This window comes from Gilliamella sp. Nev3-1 (genome assembly GCF_001690435.1).
Lineage (GTDB): Bacteria > Pseudomonadota > Gammaproteobacteria > Enterobacterales > Orbaceae > Gilliamella > Gilliamella apicola_C.
In genome coordinates this window covers 76,877-98,187 of the sequence record NZ_LZHN01000008.1, presented here as the reverse complement: position 1 = coordinate 98,187, position 21,311 = coordinate 76,877, and the positions used below count along the sequence as shown (strand labels likewise).

At 34.0% G+C, this 21,311-nt stretch carries 17 protein-coding genes and 3 pseudogenes; 4 read left to right on the top strand and 16 right to left on the bottom strand.

All coding sequences use genetic code 11. The features are described 5' to 3' along the window. Window positions 1–28: 28 nt before the first annotated feature. The 3 genes from A9G40_RS01880 to A9G40_RS01870 form a co-directional block, all read right to left on the bottom strand. Complete coding sequence (locus tag A9G40_RS01880; protein WP_141673119.1) at window positions 29–373, bottom strand: hypothetical protein; 345 nt, start codon at window positions 371–373, stop codon at window positions 29–31. 145 nt (window positions 374–518) lie between these two features. After that, entirely contained in the window at window positions 519–2,060 is a 1,542-nt protein-coding gene (locus A9G40_RS01875) for a multicopper oxidase family protein (protein ID WP_218057915.1), read from the bottom strand. A gap of 130 nt (window positions 2,061–2,190) precedes the next feature. Further along, on the bottom strand, window positions 2,191–2,517 hold the full coding sequence (locus tag A9G40_RS01870; RefSeq protein WP_065581652.1) for a hypothetical protein: 327 nt from the start codon (window positions 2,515–2,517) through the stop codon (window positions 2,191–2,193). Window positions 2,518–2,798: 281 nt separating this feature from the next. On the opposite strand from A9G40_RS01870, the gene A9G40_RS01865 reads away from it, so the two are divergent. Beyond that, window positions 2,799–3,863, top strand: coding sequence for an MJ1255/VC2487 family glycosyltransferase (locus A9G40_RS01865; protein WP_065581651.1), 1,065 nt, complete (start codon window positions 2,799–2,801; stop codon window positions 3,861–3,863). Between the two features lie 10 nt (window positions 3,864–3,873). Next, on the top strand, window positions 3,874–4,374 hold the full coding sequence (folA, locus tag A9G40_RS01860; protein WP_065581650.1) for a type 3 dihydrofolate reductase: 501 nt from the start codon (window positions 3,874–3,876) through the stop codon (window positions 4,372–4,374). Between the two features lie 51 nt (window positions 4,375–4,425). Here the strand turns inward: folA and relA are convergent, their stop codons facing one another. The 12 genes and pseudogenes from relA to mltA all read right to left on the bottom strand — a co-directional run bounded on the left by relA (window position 4,426) and on the right by mltA (window position 17,037). After that, a complete protein-coding gene (relA, locus tag A9G40_RS01855; RefSeq protein WP_065581649.1) occupies window positions 4,426–6,684 on the bottom strand; it encodes a GTP diphosphokinase in 2,259 nt (752 codons plus the stop codon). 3 nt (window positions 6,685–6,687) lie between these two features. Beyond that, entirely contained in the window at window positions 6,688–8,025 is a 1,338-nt protein-coding gene (gene rlmD / locus A9G40_RS01850; protein ID WP_065581648.1) for a 23S rRNA (uracil(1939)-C(5))-methyltransferase RlmD, read from the bottom strand. A gap of 15 nt (window positions 8,026–8,040) precedes the next feature. After that, the gene (coaD, locus tag A9G40_RS01845) at window positions 8,041–8,529 is read right to left on the bottom strand and encodes a pantetheine-phosphate adenylyltransferase (protein ID WP_065581647.1); all 489 of its coding nucleotides are present in this window, start codon (window positions 8,527–8,529) and stop codon (window positions 8,041–8,043) included. A 608-nt stretch (window positions 8,530–9,137) separates the two neighbouring features. Then, complete coding sequence (locus A9G40_RS15695) at window positions 9,138–9,272, bottom strand: aldose epimerase family protein (RefSeq protein ID WP_141675166.1); 135 nt, start codon at window positions 9,270–9,272, stop codon at window positions 9,138–9,140. Between the two features lie 414 nt (window positions 9,273–9,686). Continuing rightward, on the bottom strand, window positions 9,687–9,827 hold the full coding sequence (locus A9G40_RS14865; RefSeq protein WP_176700419.1) for a hypothetical protein: 141 nt from the start codon (window positions 9,825–9,827) through the stop codon (window positions 9,687–9,689). Between the two features lie 570 nt (window positions 9,828–10,397). Next, entirely contained in the window at window positions 10,398–11,414 is a 1,017-nt protein-coding gene (gene galE / locus A9G40_RS01840; RefSeq protein ID WP_065581646.1) for a UDP-glucose 4-epimerase GalE, read from the bottom strand. 87 nt (window positions 11,415–11,501) lie between these two features. Further along, window positions 11,502–11,743: pseudogene (locus A9G40_RS15690) on the bottom strand (MFS transporter). After that, window positions 11,703–11,834, bottom strand: a pseudogene (locus A9G40_RS15685) (MFS transporter); the annotation flags it as partial. The pseudogenes A9G40_RS15690 and A9G40_RS15685, both read right to left, overlap by 41 nt. A 227-nt stretch (window positions 11,835–12,061) precedes the next feature. Further along, window positions 12,062–13,304 (bottom strand): annotated as a pseudogene (locus A9G40_RS14125) (IS256 family transposase). 61 nt (window positions 13,305–13,365) lie between these two features. Continuing rightward, window positions 13,366–15,252 carry an outer membrane assembly protein AsmA gene (gene asmA, locus A9G40_RS01820; protein WP_065581642.1) on the bottom strand — a complete coding sequence of 629 codons (1,887 nt, stop codon included), beginning with the start codon at window positions 15,250–15,252 and terminating at the stop codon, window positions 13,366–13,368. 32 nt (window positions 15,253–15,284) lie between these two features. After that, entirely contained in the window at window positions 15,285–15,866 is a 582-nt protein-coding gene (gene dcd, locus A9G40_RS01815; RefSeq protein WP_065567715.1) for a dCTP deaminase, read from the bottom strand. 70 nt (window positions 15,867–15,936) lie between these two features. Next, window positions 15,937–17,037: a murein transglycosylase A gene (gene mltA / locus A9G40_RS01810; protein ID WP_081302113.1), complete on the bottom strand. Its 1,101-nt coding sequence runs from the start codon at window positions 17,035–17,037 to the stop codon at window positions 15,937–15,939. Between the two features lie 196 nt (window positions 17,038–17,233). On the opposite strand from mltA, the gene cycA reads away from it, so the two are divergent. After that, the gene (cycA, locus tag A9G40_RS01805; RefSeq protein ID WP_065567716.1) at window positions 17,234–18,604 is read left to right on the top strand and encodes a D-serine/D-alanine/glycine transporter; all 1,371 of its coding nucleotides are present in this window, start codon (window positions 17,234–17,236) and stop codon (window positions 18,602–18,604) included. 46 nt (window positions 18,605–18,650) lie between these two features. Here the strand turns inward: cycA and A9G40_RS01800 are convergent, their stop codons facing one another. Further along, window positions 18,651–19,676, bottom strand: a complete 1,026-nt coding sequence (locus tag A9G40_RS01800) for a TerC/Alx family metal homeostasis membrane protein (protein WP_065567717.1) — start codon at window positions 19,674–19,676, stop codon at window positions 18,651–18,653. 181 nt (window positions 19,677–19,857) lie between these two features. Here A9G40_RS01800 and dacB point away from each other — a divergent pair, with 181 nt between their 5' ends. After that, a complete protein-coding gene (gene dacB / locus A9G40_RS01795) occupies window positions 19,858–21,294 on the top strand; it encodes a serine-type D-Ala-D-Ala carboxypeptidase (protein WP_065581641.1) in 1,437 nt (478 codons plus the stop codon). The last annotated feature ends 17 nt before the right edge of the window (window positions 21,295–21,311 follow it).

Here is a 21,311-nt window from a genome sequence, read left to right as displayed (position 1 = left end):
AATTAGTTTTATTTGAGTGATAAGCTCATTAAACGGTAGCTTTAGGTCCAGCTCGTATGCCGTTATAAGGGGATAGTCGAATAACTTTACTTGGTGAAAGTTCAATACTATTGGGTATAACAAAAAACGCTGCGATGCATCGTTTTTGTAAATGTGATAGCGTTTGTGATTTTTTTCGCTCTACTTCTAGGTGATCTTGTACAATAGATGCAATTGCAATAATCCCAATTTGCGAAACAGAAGCTTCCGAGGGAAGCGCTTCATGTTGACATAAACTGAACCCAGCAGCCACTACACCTAACAATAAGTGAGATAACGCGGTTTTAATAATCAAGCTTTTGCTGAGTTTTTGCCAATAATACATCATTGTCATAATGATGATATATTAGCATTTTTAGCAAAAATGAAAAACAATTATTATTTTTTATAGATATTGTGTCATAAGGATTTTGTATAATACAGATCCCCGCTATTAATTCAATGATAATTAAACCATAACGGGAATCGTATTAGGTAGGTTATTCTACCATTAATTGTCCCATCATACCGAGCGTTTCATGTTCAACAATATGGCAATGATACATACGTAATCCAGACATATTTTGTTGAATTTTTATGGTGAGCTTTTCATGTGGACGTAAATTAATAGTGTCTTTTAATGCGACATATTCAGGTGGATTTTTTTCACCATTCAATTCGTGTGAAACAACGATAAACTGTGCGCCATGTATATGAAAATTGTGATCCATATGAGAGTTATTGAAAATTGTCCACTCTTCAACCTCATGAATTTTGCTTTTCAAATCGATCCTTTGCATATCATGGCGTTTACCATTAATTAAGAATAGCATGCCACCACGCGGTTCCTTCATGTCCATCACTTCGGTATATTCAATAGATTTATAGGTCGTGGCGTGCCCTAGTTTTGGCAATTCTCGTAATGTTGACGGGATAGTCATTGATTTTGACTGTGTCAATACCAATTCTCCAAGTATGATATCTTGTTCTGGTGATACATTGCCCATTTTTCCGCGATCGTAACCGATAGATTGTAAATACACTGTACCAGATTGTTTTGGCAAAATAACAAGTTCTGCACGTTCAGCTGGCGACAATAGCAGCGGTTTATTGAGTAAAACAGGAGCTGACATCAATCCACCATCGGTACCAACCAAATAAACATCACAGCCAGGAATAGATAAATTAAGATAACGACCAGAACACGCATTCCAAACTCGTACCCTTGTTGCCGTATTTATGGTGATTTTGGGACGATAGGCACCATTTATTAATACAAATTGTCCTTCTCGACCATTCATCCAATCAACCATTGAATTATCAGCAATTTCGCCTTTATCAGTTAATTTTAAATCTGAAAAAAACCAGTGTTGTTCGGGCAAGAATGCAAGCGGATCGTTTTTGCTGCGTACAATAAATATGCCAGCTAATCCTCGCGCAACTTGTTCTGCTACGGTTTCATGACCGTGTGGATGATACCAATAGGTACCAGCATTCCCTTCTGGGATAGTAAACTCATAAGTTCGGCTACTTCCAGCAGGAATTTGATCTTGTGGATTACCATCTTGATTAGATGGGATCAGCAAACCATGCCAATGTACGGTTGTCGCTTGTGGTAAGTTATTTTTAACAGTAATTTTAACATTATCCCCCTCAAAAGCTTCAATCACTGGACCGGGGATATGACTATTATATGCCCAAAATTCTGTTGTAATATCTTGTGTTAACTTTAACTTAACGGGTTTAGCCTCTAAGATTGCTTCAAAAATACCTTGTTTATTACTGGTATTTTCTAAATGAGTTAATTCTGGTAAATTTAGACCTTGTGGCAAAGCTGAGGTCGGTAATAATTTTTGTGAAACTTTGTTACCCATATTCATCTTCATATTCATGTCTCCCATTTCACCTGTTTTACACTGATCAGAGTTGGCTTCACAAGCCATACCTGACATAGTTGAATTATCCATTTTGGCAAAAGCTTTTGTAACTGCTACCCCACTTAAAGCCGCTGTAATATTGAACAAAAAATTTCGACGTTTCATAATATTCCTATAATCATTTTTTTATGATAAACAATCACTATTTAGTGATTAGCGATAAAAACGAATAACAAAAAATTTTTACTGCAAAGATAGATATGTCGACTAATTTTTTATTGAAAATACAAATTAATTAAACAATTCTTAGTAGTTTTAATTCAGAAATAAACTTTTTATATTTTTGAGCAAAGTTAAATGTAAGGTATAGTTCACAATGTGATAAAAACTGAAGATTAAAAGTGGTACAAGCTGAATCATGAGATGATTTTTGTAATAAAGAATGGCAATCATTATGCTCATTCATGCCTAACTTAGCAATTATGCGGTGTGAAATATCATTAACAGTAACTAATAAGCCGATTGTGATTATCAAATATCTAGCAGAATCAGCAAATAAAAAGAAAATAATTGCTGATGCAATAATAAGGTAATTTTGTTTATTGATGATTCTTAATGACATATGCAAATCTCACTATTCATCTAACAATTACTTAGGCTATTGTACTGAAAAAAGAAGCAAAGTTATACAAAATTTATACACTTTAAGTGAGACTATTTTATCGTCACTAAATGAAGCACTGTTGCTTCATTTAGACTAATGAGTAATAACGTTAACCAATGTTGAATTATGACAACTAATCATTAATATCATGTTGCATTTAATCATACAAAATAATTTACATAATAATAAGCTGTTCTGCTATTATATTTGTATAACTTAAATTGACGAATCATAAAGATATGAAAATTCTCTTTGGTGTTCAAGGAACAGGAAATGGTCATGTCAGTCGCTGTAGAACATTAGCTAACGCACTGAAAAAAGCTGGTGCGAATGTTGATTATATTTTCAGTGGCCGCGATCCTAAAGACTATTTCGACATGCAAGCTTTTGGTGATTATAAAACCTATCGTGGTGTCACGTTTGCAACCCTTAATGGTAAAATTAATTTTCGCAAAACCGTGCAACGGATTCGAGCTTTCAGACTCATTAAAGATGTCCGTGAGCTTGATTTATCAAAATATGATTGCATAATTAGCGATTTTGAGCCAGTAAGTGCTTGGGCTGCACATCATCAACATCGTGAATGTTTAGGTATAAGCAATCAAGCAGTTTGCCAATATCTTAAACCAAAAGAATATGGACTAGTCGCAAATGTGATTATGAAATATTACGCTCCCGTCACTAAACCAATTGGCCTACATTGGTTTCATTTTGGGCATAAGCTAATTCCCCCTATGATTGACACTTTTGAAACTGCGCCAACCGAGGATGGCAACATCATCGTCTATTTGCCATTTGAAGCATTAGATGAAATTACGGTATTGTTAAAACAGTTTAAGGAGCACCAGTTTATCTGTTTTCATCCAGATATAAAACAAACATCACAACAAAGTAATATTAATTTTCAACCGCTTGGGCGTGATAATTTTACACAAGCTTTAGTGCGTTGCTCTGGAATTATTTCAAATACAGGATTTGCATTGATTTCTGAAGCATTGACGCTTGGTAAAAAGATTCTAACTAAACCTGTATCAGGTCAATTTGAACAAATTTATAATGCTCAATGTTTGCGTTCTCTTGATATGGCAACAGTTATGGAAAATTTAAGCTGTATCAAACTCAAATACTGGCTTAATTTACCTTCGCCAAAACCAATCATCTACCCTGATGTGGCTACAGCACTGGCTAGTTGGATTGTTTCAGGGCAAAAAGAGTCGTTACTTTCTTTAAGTGAACGGCTTTGGAGCCAAACTATCTTTCCTGAAAATGTGAATCAGCGAATAAAATCTTTAGGGTATGTGTAAAGGAGCGAATATGATATTAAGTATGATTGTAGCCATGGCGGATAATCATGTAATTGGCTTAAATAATCAAATGCCTTGGCATTTACCCGCAGACTTGGCATGGTTTAAAAAAAATACACTTAATAAACCTGTTATTATGGGGCGAAAGACATTTGAGTCTATTGGTCGTCCGTTACCAGGACGTCATAATATTATTATTTCAAGGCAAGCAACCATAGAATCTAACATGGTTCCAAATGTAAGTTGGGTACCATCAATTGATGCCGCGATATTGTTAGCTCAAACACAGCATATTGATGAAGCGTTTATTATTGGTGGTGGTAATATTTATAAGCAGACGTTACCTTTAGTAAATCGACTTTATTTAACACATATAAAGGCAAAACTACAGGGCGATACTTATTTTCCTGATTATACGCCTGAGCAATGGCAAGTTATTTATCAAGAAGCACATCAAGCCGATGATAAAAATAGCTATCCATATCAGTTTGAAATTTTAGAAAGAAAATAATAAGTCCTAACCTATTGCCACTAAATAAAAAGTGGCAATTTAACATGTCAATTAACCTTGAAAACGTTTGGCTTCAATAACATCAGGTAGTTGTTTTATTTTATTGAGTACTCGATTTAACGAATCCTGATCAAAAATTTCCATATCAACATCGATAGTCGCTAATTGCTGCTTCATATCCGAGCGACTAATTAGACCAAGAACATTAACCTTTTCATTGGCCAAAATTGTAGTAATATCTCGCAATAAACCACTGCGATCGTTAGCAACAATTTGTACCACCATGGTATAGCTTGAGTAAGTATTGTTGTTCCAAACAGCATGAGTAATACGTTCGGGAGCATGATTTTTTAGTTCTTGCAATTGTTCACAATCAGCTCGATGAATCGAGATACCCCGCCCTTGAGTAACAAATCCCGCAATGGGATCGCCAGGAATTGGGCGACAACAATTTGCAATGGTGCACATTAAATTACCCACACCTTCAATAATAATTTCACTGCCTTTTTTATTACTAGCTTTATTAGTATTTTTTGTTTGTGCATTAAATTTTTGGGCAATCTGTTTTAATGCTGCTTCGTCTTCTTCTTTCGCTGTTGGTTTGTTAAATTGTGCATTGATGAAATTGACTAATTGATTTATTTTTACATCACCACTACCAATACCTGCTAATACCTCTTCAAAAGAGTGAGCATTATATTTATTGATTAAGATTTTTTCGACACTTTTTAAACTAATATTTAGCGGTTCAAGTTCATTTGCTAGTATTTGTTCACCAGCAACAATATTTTTATCACGATCTTGTTTTTTAAACCATGCTTGAATTTTGGCTCTTGCTCGGCTACTGTTAACAAATCCTGTATTAGAATTTAGCCAATCACGGCTTGGGTTAGGTTGTTTTTGAGTGATGACTTCAACTTGATCGCCCATTTTTAAATTATAGGTAAAAGGCACAATTCGACCACCAACTTTGGCACCGATACAACGATGACCAACATCACTATGTATATGATAAGCAAAATCAAGTGGTGTGGATCGTGCTGGCAAGTCGACAACATCGCCTTTCGGTGTAAAAACATAAACGCGATCATCAAAAATCTGACTACGAACGGCTTCTTGAATTTCACCACGTTCAGACATTTCTTGTTGCCATGTTAATAATTTTCTTAACCAAGAAATTCGCTGGTCATAAGCTGTCATTTTGTCGGTACTACCTTCTTTATACTTCCAATGAGCAGCAACGCCTAGTTCTGCATCGTTGTGCATTTGTTCAGTACGGATTTGAATTTCAATGGCTCTATCTTGTGGACCATAAACGACAGTATGAATTGATTGATAACCATTTGGTTTGGGATTAGCAACATAATCATCAAATTCTTTAGCGATATGTTTGTAATGGCTGTGGACGATGCCTAAGGCGTTATAGCAATCTTCAATTCGATCGCAAATAATACGGACAGCTCGGATATCATATAGATCTTCGAATTCAAGATGTTTACGTTCCATTTTCCGCCATATACTATAAATATGTTTAGGACGACCATAAACCTCTGCGCGAATATGATCTTTGTTCATCAATTTTTGTAGATGTTTAACAAATTGATGGATATATAATTCACGATCTAATCGCTTTTCTTGCAATTTTTTAGCAATAAGCCGATACTCGTCTGGGAATAAATAGCGGAAACAGAAATCTTCTAACTCCCATTTTAATTGACCTATTCCTAAGCGATTGGCTAATGGTGCATAAATATTAAAACACTCTTTAGCTACCAAAACTTGTTCTTCTTGGGGAGATTTGATTAAATTACGTAAATAGGTAATACGCTCAGCCAATTTGATGACTACACTTCGGAAATCATTGACCATCGCCAATAACATGCGACGAATACTATCAATTTGTTCTGTTGTGGCACTACCGTTGCGGATTGCACGCAATTGACGAATTTCTTTCATTTTAACAATGTTAGAGATGATGTGAGAAATTTCACGATCAAAATCTTCAGGGATATCCTCACGGCGAATAATTTTGGCATCAACAAAAGGAAGCAATAAAGCAGCACATAAACTATTGATGTCCATATTTAGAGTCGATAGGATCTCAACCATTTCGATAGCATTTTGGAAACAGAAAAATTGCTCAGAGGCTCCAGCGCTGTTTTCAAAACAAAAATCCCAAACTTCTCTAAACTTTTTATAAGATGCTGGGTTAGCTAATAATAGTTCTTGTTTTGCCCATTGCTCAACTTCAAATTGAGCAAGAGAATAATGTTCTTCTCGATGTTGGTGCGCACCTCTGATAGTTACCATAAATTATGTTCCTGATTTTATTAACAACAACATTGATTCAATATGTTTGGTTTGTGGAAACATATCTAAAATAGCAACTTGAGCAATTTTGTATCCTGCATCTATAAGTTGTTTGCTATCGCGAGCTAGAGTAGCAGGGTTACATGATATATAAACAATTTTTGATGGAGCTAATTTTGCAATTTCTATTACTGCATTTAATGCCCCAGCTCTTGCTGGATCTAATAATACCTTGTTAAATTGTGATTGGCTCCATATCGAAAATTGTTGAGTATCGTCTAAATTGCTAGCTAAAAAATTGGTTTCAGCACAAATCTTATTACTATTTAATATAGTGTTAAATTTTGCTTTTTCAACCAGTGCATCAATACCTTCAATCCCTGTTACTGTTTTACTTAATGTTGCTATAGGTAATGAAAAATTACCCATACCACAAAAGAGATCTAAGACTTGGTCAGTTGGTTGTAATGTTAACCAATCAAGCGCTTGATTGATCATTTTTTGATTTATTTTACAATTTACTTGGATAAAATCTAGAGGGCTAAAAGTTAATTTTAAATGATTAATTAAATAAAAATGCTCTGTATTACCTGTAATATGTACTAAATCTTTACCATGAAAATAAAGTGAAAGGTTGTGATTTTCTGCGAACTCTTTCAATAAGTTAGCATCATAATCAAGTAAAGGCATAGTATGCCTTAAAACAATAATAATACCACTGTCGACTGAAATTAATTCAATATGACCAAGTGCTTTTTTCTGTTTAAAATTGCTAAATATACTTTGCAATGGTGTTAGCAGCGTATCTAATTCATTAACTAATATGGGACAACGTTTAATATTAATTATTTTGTTTGACTCAGCTTGGCGAAATCCAATAACTAATTCGCCTTTAACTATATTAATTGAAAGCCTTGCTCGCCGCCGATAATGGTAAGGCTGATCGGCAATAATTATGGGGGAATTTTGAGTAATATTTGCTAAAGATTGTCCCGTTTCTTTTTGTAGCAGGTTAATTAATGCACTATATTTTGCTTGTTGTTGCAAATGAGGTGCAATATGTTGCAATTCACAACCACCACATTGCTGATAATATTGACATTGTGGTTTAACGCGATTTTGGCTTTGGTTATGATATCTAATGACTTTGGCTTTAGCATAATTTTTTTTGTCTTCAGTTAGTTCAATATCAACGGTTTCATCAGGCAAAGCTGATTTAACAAAAACTGTTTTACCTTTATAACTAGCAACCCCTTGCCCAAAAGCATCTAAGGATGCAATTGTTACTGTCAATTTTTGTTTAATAAGTTTTTTTTTCTGCTGGGTATAAAAATTAGCCATAGACTTTTTTTTAATTTATATTAAGCGTTTGAGTAATTCTGTTTTGACATGCTTTGGCACTAAATTTGTGATATTACCACCATGATAGGCGACATCTTTTACGATTGTTGATGAAATAAACCCCATCGCAATTGATGGCATTAAAAAAATGGTGTCTAAATTGGATTTTAACGCACGATTCATTTCAGCAAGTTGCCTTTCGTATTCAAAATCGTGTGTTGTTCGGACTCCACGAACAATGACTGTAGCATTATGAGTTTGAGCAAAATTTGCCATTAAATTATCAAATCCTATCACTTCGACATTAAGCAAGTGCTCGACCGAAGTTGATGCTAAATTTACCCGTTCTTCTAGGGTAAACAGTGTTTGTTTATTAGGATTTTCAGCAATAGCAACGATTAATCGAGGAAATAGTAGCGAGGCTCGTGTCACAAGGTCAATATGACCATTGGTGATAGGGTCAAAAGTGCCCGGAAAAATAGCTGTTAAGGCTTTGCTTGTCATATTTTATATTTATCCATTGGGTATGATAACCGTATCATACCCAATTTTGATTAGGATTGTTAGTTTAAACGTACAAATTCTTTTATTCAATTTACATATACGAGGAATACTTACAGAAAAAAGCTAGTTTCTATCAATATATGTCCGTAAATGAGTCAAATGATTTAATTTATAACAAATTAAGTCGTTAGGTGATCATGAATTTGTTAAGTCTGTAAAAGCCTACTTGGTTGTGACCATTCAATATGACGAGAACTATCGGGCAAAAACAGTGCTTCTAGTGCTACACCTGCAAAATTCCCATATTTACCATTGTATCAGTTTGGCTTATTCTGAAAAAACAACCTGTATATATTTGTAATGAAGGTTGAGTTGTTATTACATTCATTATTACTTTTTGAGCAGGCGAAATAAGTTGAGTTGCAATAGTCTGTGTTTTATCTAATAAGTAAATATGCTCATAACCACCAGTTATTTACTGCTCAAGGCTTTCATATAGTTTGCCTAATAAAAGTTCGGGTTGTTACAAATCCATATCGTATTTAATGGCTTTCACCAAATAATTATTGTAAATTAAGTTAGCACCACAAACTGTGATTAAGGATATTCTAACTTATTTCTCCATCAAGATTAAAATAAGCGTAATTAGTTAAATTAACTGATGTGGTTTTTGTTGAGATTGCGTGGAACGCAATAATAACTTTGTTATAATCGGCAAGTATATAAGTGACTTTTACACTCAGCTAGCCAGCCACCCTACTCTTTATCAGGAGAAATTAATCAAAATGTCACCTGTTGCTCAAGTTGGGCTTAAATTTGCTATAGTTTTTTGTCAAAACATAATTTTCCACCATATAACAGATTGGCACATTGATTAGTGCTAAGTAGATAATGTTTATTGTTAATATCAATTGTAACACCTAAATAGGCATCTTATTGTTGGTATTGTTCTAGTGATTGGTATTCAAGTAAGGCTTCGCAATTTTGCCCGTTAACAGGTAATATATAAGAGAGCCATATCACCTCCTTAGTTTAGAAATTTGATATGCATTGCTTGCCTATTTAAAAGTGTAATAATTTGTTTTATAAGAATATCGCACTACTCCATTCACTTTATTTACAGTCGTAAAAACCTTCTTTAATACCAATTTGTTAGCTTAATTATCGCTAACAACCGCTCTAACCGCATTGACTTTATCTTTTAGCACTAAGACCACAGCATATCCGCCAAAGCTACCACCAACCATCCGTACACTATCACCGATTACGCCGTCAATTATTTCAAATAAGGTAATCAATATCGAGGACTATTATTTCAATAATCATCACGCATTAAGTTGTGGCTATTGCTCATAAGTATTGATAATAATTTATAATTACCGCTAGCTAAAGCTTGCGTCACTTTTAGCATGAGTTCGTTTTCAGTGATTACATGATGAGACCATTTGAGTACAATGGGAGCAAGCAAGTTTTAAATATTTTGTGATTCGGTTAATGAAGCATCTCTTAGCTATTTTACTTTAAGGGCTTTGACTGCTACCTCACATAGTTTACATAATGCATGTTGACTTTGTTCAAGTGCAGATATTAATTGAATTATTATGCCACAATTGGTTTTCGGCATCTTGACCAATTAATGCTAACTTGGTGCCATCTAAGGTACAAAAAACAAGTTGAATAATAACTAGGATTTTGTTCTTGAGTAAATGTTTCTTGTTGCATTGACCAAGGGCGTTTCACTCTATGTGGTGAAACGCGCACCTATTGGTTGATTAATAAATTATAGAGACTGAGGATGATCAATCGGATTAAAATTAGCTATTTTTACTTCTATTTTACTTTTGTTTATTTTATCGATGTCATACAATTTAATCAGGATAGCCTTGAGGGTTATTTGATTGCCAATTCCACGAATCTTTTACCATGTCATCTAGTGTTAATTTGGTTTTCCAACCTAATTTATGTTCTGCTTTTTTGACATCAGCCCAAAATGCGGGTAAATCGCCAGATCGCCTTGGCGCAAAGTGCCAGTTAAGCGCTTTTCCTGATACTTTTTCAAAAGCTTTGATCACTTGTAATACGCTATAACCAATACCAGAACCCAAATTATAAATATGAACACCAGCTTTGTTGTGATCGGCTTTTAGTGCAGCAATATGTCCATCAGCTAAATCAACGACATGTATAAAATCACGAATACAAGTCCCATCTGTTGTTGGGTAATCATTACCAAAAACGGATAATGATTCTCGCTTACCTACAGCAACCTGAGTAATATATGGCATAAGATTATTAGGAATGCCAAGAGGATCTTCCCCCATCAACCCACTTGAATGGGCTCCAACAGGATTAAAGTACCGTAGTATAGTCAGTGACCAATCAGATTCGGCAACAGCTAAATCCATGATACATTGTTCTACCATTAATTTACTTTTGCCATATGGGCTGGTTGGTAGCCCTTGTGGCAAGGTTTCGACATAAGGTACAGGGGCTAGTTCTCCATAAACGGTGGCCGACGAGCTAAACACTAGCTGCTTAACACCTGCCTCTCGCATTGCTTTCATTAGAGTGATACTGCCGTAAACGTTATTTTCATAATATTCGAGAGGTTTGTGTACTGATTCACCAACTGCTTTTAGCCCAGCAAAATGAATCACTGCTTTGATATCATGTTCTGTAAAGATCTTAGCTAATAATTTTTCATCACACACGTCACCTTGATAAAAATCGACCGATTGACCTGTAATTTTTTGTATTCTATCTAATACTGATACTTTACTGTTAAACAAATTATCAATAATAATTGGTGTATAACCAGATTTAATAAGTTGGACACACGTATGGCTTCCTATATATCCGCATCCGCCAGTAACTAATATTTTCATAATATACCTTAATCTAATGTAATTATTACAGAAAGTATCTGCTTGAGTTCAGATTGTTCGCTGTTTTTTTTGATTCCATAGATCCCATCAACCACGATCTGATAGTGTGAAAGAAGATATTCGCGTAAAACTAAATGCGATCAAACCAAGAACTAGGTATGCTCCTTCAAATCCTATTTTAACATACATAAAACCTATATAAACATAATAGATATTTGTTTTGCAAAACAAATTTCAATTAAGTAAACTGTTGCTGATAATCGAATAGGGGAGTGTTTAGTAATATATTTAAATGCACCAATAAGTAATAAAGGGGGTTCCGAACATATGTAATGTTTTTAATATAATGACTTCAACAGTGATGCTAACAAATACCGAGTTTGTAATACGAATAGATATAATATTACTAGAAACTAGTAATTTATTTTCTGCCTATTTTTATCGCAATCAATGGAACAAAAAGTATTAAAGTTGCATTTAATAATACACCTAGCGTTGTGACATAACTGAATGCTTTGCGACCTGCTTGCTAGAAAAAAATGAGGTAAAAAGAAGATGTTTTGTTAACCCTGACTTGCACAAAATTAAGCTAAGTTGAGGCCCAAAAGGGCAAATAATGGAATGAACGAGAAAATATAGCCTGTATTTCATCCAGTCCATTCATTTTGAGACTGTTTATAATTCTGTGTCAGTTTAATGCACAAAGAGATCACCTTATCAAGGCGATTAGGAAAAATATTATCAACGGTGACAATGCTAAATTCCAATTTTGGATTGGAATTGTTCCTTTTTTCTCCGCATTTTACAACCCCAAATACAACAACTTGAGCAAGCTATTTTCATTTGGAAAACTGTTTTTGGTCTTTGATAATTTGCGAAATTGCCGATGAATAAACTCAATAACATTCGTGGTATAAATCACCTTACGAATAGGCTCAGGATAGCAGAAATAAGTCGATAAATTATTCCATTTACGACGCCACGACTGGATGATTATTGGATATTTATCGCCCCATTTTTGCTCAAATTCATCTAAGGCATCAATTGTCGCATCACGAGACACCACCTTGTAAAACAGGTTTCAAATCACTCATAAAGGCTTTGTGATGTTTAAAGGCAATACACTTAATTAAATGACAAATTTGATGAATAATGCAAAGCTGAATCGCTGCTTGTGGGTAAATGGTATTCATTGTTTCAGAAAAACCAACCCAGCCATCAACACAAACGATTAAGATGTCATTTAACCCTCTGTTTTGCAAATCGGTCAAAATAGATAACCCAAAATGCGTCACTTCGTTTTCAGATAAATAGAAACCTAATACCTCCTTTTTCCCTGCTAAATTAAGGGCGAGTACGGTATAAACAGCCTGGCTATGATAAACCCCATTTTCTTTTACTTTATAATGGATTGCATCCATCCAAATAAACGGATAAATCGACTCTCGTGGCCGTTGCTGCCATCAACGCAATTCGGGAATGATTTTATCTATAATGGTGGTTAAGGTTGCAGGGGAGACACGAAAAGCATAAATCTCTTCAATATGCTAGCTAATCACCCCCAGCGCATACATACTCAGAATTTTTTGTTCAATTTCATCGCTTAATGTTGTCTGATTTTTTTTGATAAGTTGAGGTTCAAATAAACCATTCCTATCTCTTGGTGCATCAAGTTCGAAACTGCCCGATGTGTTTTTTTATTGTATTTGAACTTTAACCGTTGCGTCGATTAGGGGGAATATCATTGGCTAAATGAAAATCTAACTCAGTAGATAACGCCGCTTCGGTGAGCTGTTTAATTAAAGGCGTTAAAATGCCCTCTTTACCCGTTAACGGTTGGTCATTTTGTAATAACATTAATGCTTTTTCAAAATCAAATTCTTGGGACAGGTGTCATTTCCTTTTTGCTACATAGTTTACTGAAATGACACAGAATATTGAACACTCTCTATTATTTCCTTTTTAGTAGTCCACCTAAGATATTAGAAGTTTTTGATTTAGACTTTGAATTATCTTTAGAATGATGATTTTCTAATTTATCTCGAAGTTTTTCTAAACGATCTTGTAATTTGTCACTAAATACATCATTGATTAATTTAGCAATATCAATTTGATAACGAAGCTTAGCAAATTCACCATAAATACGTAGTGGTATTGTTAACTTTTGTAGCTTTGCAATTACCTCATTTTTAGTATTCCAGCCACCTAACATTTTTAAGTTCAAATTAATATCTAAATCACGGTTTAAGAGCCCGACTCTTCCTGAACCTTCAATGATCTCAAGTGTTGCTGAATTCGCTGTTAATGTTGAAAACTCCAAGTTACCTTGCTTCAAATAGGCATTAGCTGAAATTGTTTGAAATTCGGTGTATTTTTTCTGATTTTCAGGTGTTGTATCATTTTTTGAATAGCGAGCTACCGCATTTTGGATAATACTTTCAATATTTAAATTATTGAGCTTTGCATTTGTTACAACAATGGCCACATTGCCTTGTAAGTTTGCTAACAATTTAGAACCTGATAAGGTGTTACTTTGTAAATCCCCGCTAGCATTAAATAAACCATCTAGATCATGTGCCGTATCTATTTGCTTAAAAAATGTATTTAAATCAACATCAGTTATTTTGGTATTTAGTTTTATTAATGTGTTTTTTTGTTTGCCATTTGCAACACCTGTTGCCAATATATGACCTTTAGCAAAATCTAAACTCATATTTCTGAATATAGCAATACCGTCATTATTAGTTATATCAACATTAATATTGTTAAACGTCATTTTATTGGCGTTAAGTTGCTTGATAGTTAACTTAGCCTTAGCATTGAAAGCATTTAAAAAATTTAATTCATTATTGCTCTTTGTAACATTTGACACCACAGGAGGGGTTTGTTGACTATTAGCCTTTCCGTTTGTTTTTTCACCAATTTTCAGTAATGAAGAGAGATCAATTTTATCAGAATTTAACTGCAAATTTATTTCTGGTTTACTTGTTAAATCTGCATTGATAACACCAATGAAATTATTACCATTAACTGAGAAAGATAAATTTTGGCTTTTTAAAATCTGAGGATTATGTTGGTAATTAAAAACGCCACTTATGTTTCCTTTTAATTCTTTTGCTGAATTAGCGATGCCTTTATAAGTAAAATTTAACTTATTTAAATCGATGATTGCTTGTCTTGGAAATTCATTTAAATCGACATTAGCATGTATTAGGTATGACATATCTTGTTGATTTTTATCTACGTTACCGTTTAAATCAATAGCGATATTTTTATCTTTAACTTGTTCTACAATAAGATTAGTATTTCTAAAGTTAATAAGATCATCTTTATATTGTAATACCACTGTACTGTCAGTAACTTCAAATTTATTTAAGCTAAACTGCCAACTAGATGTATTTTTTTTATCTTTAGAATCCGTTGACTCATTAGTGGTCGTATCCATAGGTGTTTTTTTAGCACCATTTTTTGCAATATTACCTTTACTTTCATCAGTGACGTCGATGATTGCTGATTTTATAAATACATTTTTGATAGATAATTTTTTTGAGAAAAGAGGCAATAGTTCAACATCAAGTCGCATATTATCCGCAGTTAATATAGGTTTTTTTACATCGACATCAGATAATTTTACCGAATCTGTTAATATACTCACTTGTGGCCATATATGCCAACGCAAATCGCCATCAATAGTTAATTCATAACCGGTTTTATCTTTTACTGTATCAGAAATAAATCCACGAAAGTTGTTAGGATCTACAAAAACAATAAGTGAAATAATACCGATAGTAATAGCTAAAATTAAGGCAAATAAAAAAACCAATATTTTTTTTACCATATTAATGTTCCTTTGTTAATATTATAAGTTGTTTAGTCTTTATCAATACGACTGGCGACAGCGCCATGTTGGTCTTTATATTTTGCATCTTGCCTTCGATTGTATGGTCTTGCAGCCGCTCCAGTTAATGTTTCAAAACTAAGCGCTCCGATTGTCATTCCAGGTCTAAGTGCTAATGGAATTTTCCCTGAGTTATAGAATTCCAAAACAATTTGCCCTTGCCAACCAGGATCAATTCGATGTGCTGTAACGTGAACCATCAGCCCTAGCCTAGCAAGCGATGAACGCCCATCTAACCAGCCAACCAGATCATCGGGAATAGTGACTGATTCTAAGGTTACGGCTAATGCTAATTCTCCTGGATGCAAATAGAAAGCATCGCTTTCAGCTAATACAATTTCCTCGCTCATCACTCGTTCCAATACCGCAGCAACTTCTTCTTTAGGACCACTTAAATCGATATAAGGTGTGGTATGCTCTCGGAAAGTTCGAAACTGGTTACCTAATCTAATATCAACAGTTGCACCATTAATACAACTTGCTGCTGGTTGTGGTGTGATTTTTAATTTACCGTTTTGTAAATATGCTTCGATATCTCGGTCGCATAATCTCATAAGTAATCCTTAATTCAGCTTGTATTTCTTTATTCTAACAGGAACTTTGAATGTCGTCGATGTTAGTTGTTTAAGGTTTTAGCAACCATGCGCGGCCATAGTGATTATAGTATCCCGCTAATTTGCCAGGTTGATCACCTACCCCTAGATAAAGGTCAAAATGCTGCCCTTTAATTGCACCACCTACATCAAGAGCAACCATTAAACGATTTTCTCGCCTACCACGATATTGCCCATCGCTATCAAGCAGAGGCACGTCAACCAGTACTACAGAACCCATTGGTATTAATGATTTATCAGAGGCGATAGAAGCATTGGCAATTAAGGGAACATTAGCGGCCCCTTTTACTTCGGTATTATATTTGGGTTCAAAAAAAACGAATGAATGGTTTTGAACCAATAATTCTTTAATTTTTTCCTCATTTTTATTCTTAGCCCAATCTTTGATAGCCTGTATCGACATTCTTTCTTTTTCGATTTCACCTTGTTCTACTAGCAATCGGCCAATACTTGAATAACCATGTCCATTTTTACCACCATAACTAAAGAAAACTAAAGGTAAATCATCTTCAAAATCAACATAGGCACTACCTTGCACTTCCATAATGAAATTATCTATCAAAGAATTACTGTATGCTATTTCAAGACCTTTATTGGCAAGAATACCATTATAAATTTGCTCTCGATTTGGTAATTGTTTTTCTTCACTAACGGGCATTTTATAAATAGGATATTTAAAATCTGTAGTTAGCTCATGTCTTGCTTTAATGATTGGAGTATAATAACCTGTCATATGGACATTTCCATACCCATCTTGCCCCGACATTTCATAACTTTTAAGCCCAACTTTGCTAAATTCGTCAGTTCCTAAGGAACGATTAATCCAATCATCTATCGCTTTATAGATATGTTCATTTTTAAGATACAAAGAGGGCGATGACGACTTGATTTTGGCAATTTGAATCATGTAGTCTGAAATATTTACTGGAATAGCTAATTGTGGATAGCTTACGTTAAACGGAAAAAAGAGGTTGCCATCTTTATATTGTTGACCTTGTTTGACAGGTTTATTTACATTGCTTTGGCTACTAGTTAGAAGAGATAAAATAAATAAAGAGCATAAAGTACATAAAACATAAAAACGATAATAGCGACGTTTCTTTTCTTTCATCTTGATAGATTATTATAATAAGTTAAGTATCATTGTTAGTTATGCTACACAATTCTATTATAAGAAACTACCAATAATTATGGTGTAGTCATAAAAAGTTTTCATAAAAATTCAACTTGCGATTTTATTCTATAGACTTTATAGTCCTATATTCTTTATTAAATTAAGAAATTGAGCAAATAAAAGGAAAATAGCGATGAGCGCTTCCTCAAAGCATGATCTAAAACGGAACCTTTCTAACCGCCATATTCAATTAATTGCAATTAGTGGTGCTATAGGTACCGGCTTATTTATGGGCTCAGGAAAGACAATTAGCCTTGCAGGGCCGTCTATTATTTTTGTCTATATGGTTATTGGATTTGTTCTATTTTTTGTTATGCGAGCGATGGGAGAAATTCTGCTTTCTAATTTAAAGTATAAATCTTTTAGTGATTTCTCTAACGACCTTTTAGGGCCTTGGGCAGGATTTTTCACTGGTTGGACTTATTGGTTTTGTTGGGTAGTTACAGGAATTGCAGATGTTATTGCAATTGCTGGTTATGCTCAATATTGGTTTCCCGAACTGCAATCTTGGATACCAATGTTATTAACAGTTACCTTACTATTAACCTTAAACCTATTAACAGTAAAAATGTTTGGTGAGACAGAATTCTGGTTTTCAATGATCAAAATTATTGCTATTTTAGCCTTGATTGGTATTGGAATAGTGCTTATTTTAACCTCTTTCCATTCTGAACAAACTAATAGCATAGCTACATTTTCAAATTTATGGGAATATGGTGGATTTTTCCCAAATGGAATTATGGGTTTTTTTGCTGGTTTTCAAATTGCAATCTTTGCTTTTGTAGGGATCGAGTTAGTGGGTACAACAGCAGCAGAAACAGTTGACCCAAACAAGAATTTGCCACGAGCTATTAACTCTGTACCTGTCCGAATCATATTTTTCTATGTTTTTGCTTTAATCATCATTATGAGCGTTACACCATGGACGTTAATTTCTCCAAATAAAAGTCCATTTGTTGAATTATTTACATTAATTGGTTTACCAGCAGCTGCAAGTATCATTAATTTTGTCGTATTAACATCAGCAGCATCTTCCGCTAATAGCGGTATTTACTCTACAAGCAGAATGCTATTTGGGCTAGCTAAAAAACAAGATGCTCCTGAGCCTTTTGGTAAATTATCAACTCGCTCGGTACCCGCTAATGGTTTACTGTTTTCATGTGCTTGCTTATTTGGTGGCGTAGTTTTGATTTATTTAGTACCTAATGTCATGGAAGCTTTTACTATAGTAACCACCATTTCAGCTATTTTATTTATGTTTATTTGGTCAATGATTCTTATTTCTTATATTGCTTATCGTCGTAAAAAAATAAAATTGCATGAACAATCTAAATTTAAAATGCCTGGTGGTATTTTTATGAGTGGTGTTTGTTTAGCTTTTTTTGTTTTTATGATTGTATTGCTTACTTTTGAAGCCGATACTCGCCAAGCACTAGTGGCCACTCCGATTTGGTTTATTATTTTAGCTGTGAGTTATTACATTCGCTCTTTAAAACGCAGATAAATCTAAAAATAAAAAGGCGAGTGATCCTGCCTTTTTATTTTTGTAATTATTGATCTTTATTTTTTACCGGCCAAATAATACTAGCAATAATACCCAAAGTTAAGATGCCTAAAATGACATAAAGACTTGTGGTTGGATCTATATCTATACCACACCCAAATAAATGATTACTTGCATTTAAAGCTAGTTTCCCTGCAATAAAAAAAAGTAAGCAAATCACCGCCTTACTAAGATGGACTAAATACTGTTGCATGGCTTGTAAAATAAAGTACATCGTTCTAAGACCTAAAATAGCGAAGATCATGGCGCTATAGACAATTAATGGTTCTTGGCTCACGGCAATTACTGCAGGAACTGAATCAAAAGCAAACATAACGTCACTTAATTCAATTACAACAATACATAAAAATAGTGGTGTAGCATAAAAAAGACTTTTAGGTATTTTATCAACTAAGTTATTGTTTTCAGCTTTTGCAAGCTCTATATCAAGCTGTTTTTGTGACAATAAAAAACTGTGGCCGACAATTTTTGGGTAAGTTGGAAAAATACGTTTGGCAATACGAAAAGCAAAGTGATTTGAATAATCTTTAATATTTTCGGCATTATCTTGATTTTTCAACATCATTATTCCCGTGCAAGCAACCAATATTGAAAACACCAACTCCATCCAAGGACCTAAATACAACAAACCTGTGCCAATTACGACAAATATGGCGCGAAATATAATAGCACCAATAACCCCCCAATAAAGTAAGCGATGGCGATAGTTATTTGGTACAGCAAACCATGAAAAAATAGCCATAATGACAAACAGATTATCGACCGATAAGGCTTTTTCAAGAACATAACCTGTAATAAATAAGCTGGCTATAGTGCTGCCATGGTGAATGTATAAAAATAGTGCAAATCCTAATGCAACCGCTATCCAAAATAGCGACCAAATAATAGCATTTTTTAAGCTGATTGGTTTATCGTTATGGTGAGCGTATAAATCAATAATAATTGCAGTCACGGCTAGCCCAACAAATACTAATATTGTTTCTATTGGAAAACCTAATGAATTTTGAATCATAGTTATATTACCTAGTATTAAAAGCTATATGAAGTTAACTTTTCTTTTGGCTATGTTAAATTATTCGATAGCACATAATTATAAAAGTGGTTGAGTATATATTGCTAGCTAAATCAAAAAAAGTTATATTTGCAAGTCACATTTAACTGTTTTAATTTAATAACATTTTGAGCAAGCATTCATGGCAAAATTCAGGGTAATAATTTTCTTTCTTCTTCCTTTTTTTTCAGGACTATTACATGCGCAACCAGTAGAGCCTTATATATCATCTTTACCTAAAGGAAGCGATTTGTCTATTCTGGTTCAATCTGTAGGAAGAAGCCCTAAGACATTAGCAAAATATAAAAGCGATCAATTCAAACACCCAGCCAGCACTCAAAAAGTGATAACCGCATTAGCTGCTGAGTTGGAATTAGGTCGAAATTTCCGATTTACAACACGCCTGCAAACTAATGGCGTTATTAGTAATAAACAATTAAATGGTGATCTTATTATTCAACTTAGCGGAGATCCCACTTTTACGCGAGCCAAATTAAAAACAATGATTGCTGAAATGCGCCAAAAAGGTATTGAAAAAATAGCAGGAAATATAATTTTAGATACTTCGATATTTACAAGCCATGACAAAGCTGCGGGGTGGTCATGGAATAATTTAACGGCTTGCTATAATGCCCCACCATCTGCAGCAATTATTGATGATAATTGTTTTTATGCAACTGTGACACCAAATAAAGTAGGTGAAAAAGCCTCAATATCTAAACCTACTAATATTCCAGTTACTGTAACAGCTGATGTAAAAACCATTGCAAAAAACAGTAAAGATCCCAATGATAGGTATTGTGAGTTGGATGTTAGCTATTTAGACAAAAATCGTTATCATTTATCAGGATGTATTGCTGCAAGCTCAGATAAAACACCATTAAAATTTGCAGTAATTGATGGGGTTGAATATTTTTCATCTATTTTAAAAAATGAACTTAAGCAACAAAAGATAACTTATACAGGATCGCTACTTCAACGCAAAGAAAAGAATAATGCTCAATTGACCTTACTCGCCTCTAGCCAATCAGCACCACTTTCAGAACTATTAACTGTCATGCTTAAAAAGTCAAATAATCTATATGCAGATGCTATTTTTAGAACCTTAGGCGCACATTACTATAATGTACAAGGCACATGGCGTAATGGTGGCGATGCAGTTAGACAAATTTTACGCAAAAAAGCAGGTATAAATTTAGAAAATTTAGTGATTGCTGATGGTTCGGGTTTGTCTAGGTTAAACTTGGTAAGCGCTGATAAATTAATGGAAATTTTACAATATATTTCAGCTAATGATTCTCAGCTAAAAATTATTGAAATGTTACCTATTGCAGGTATTGATGGTACATTAAAAAACCGTAAAAGCTTTAATCAGACACCGTTTAAAGAGACAATACGTGCTAAAACTGGTTATATTCAAGGTTGCTATAATTTAGCTGGATTTATCCAAAAACCTGATGGTAAATATGTAGCTTTCGTACAATTATTATCTGGTTATCAAGCGGATAATAAAAACGAATCAAAAAATAGTGCAATTATGCGTTTTGAATCAGAATTTTACAAAAAATTTATTAATTAAGCAGTGATAAGGACATT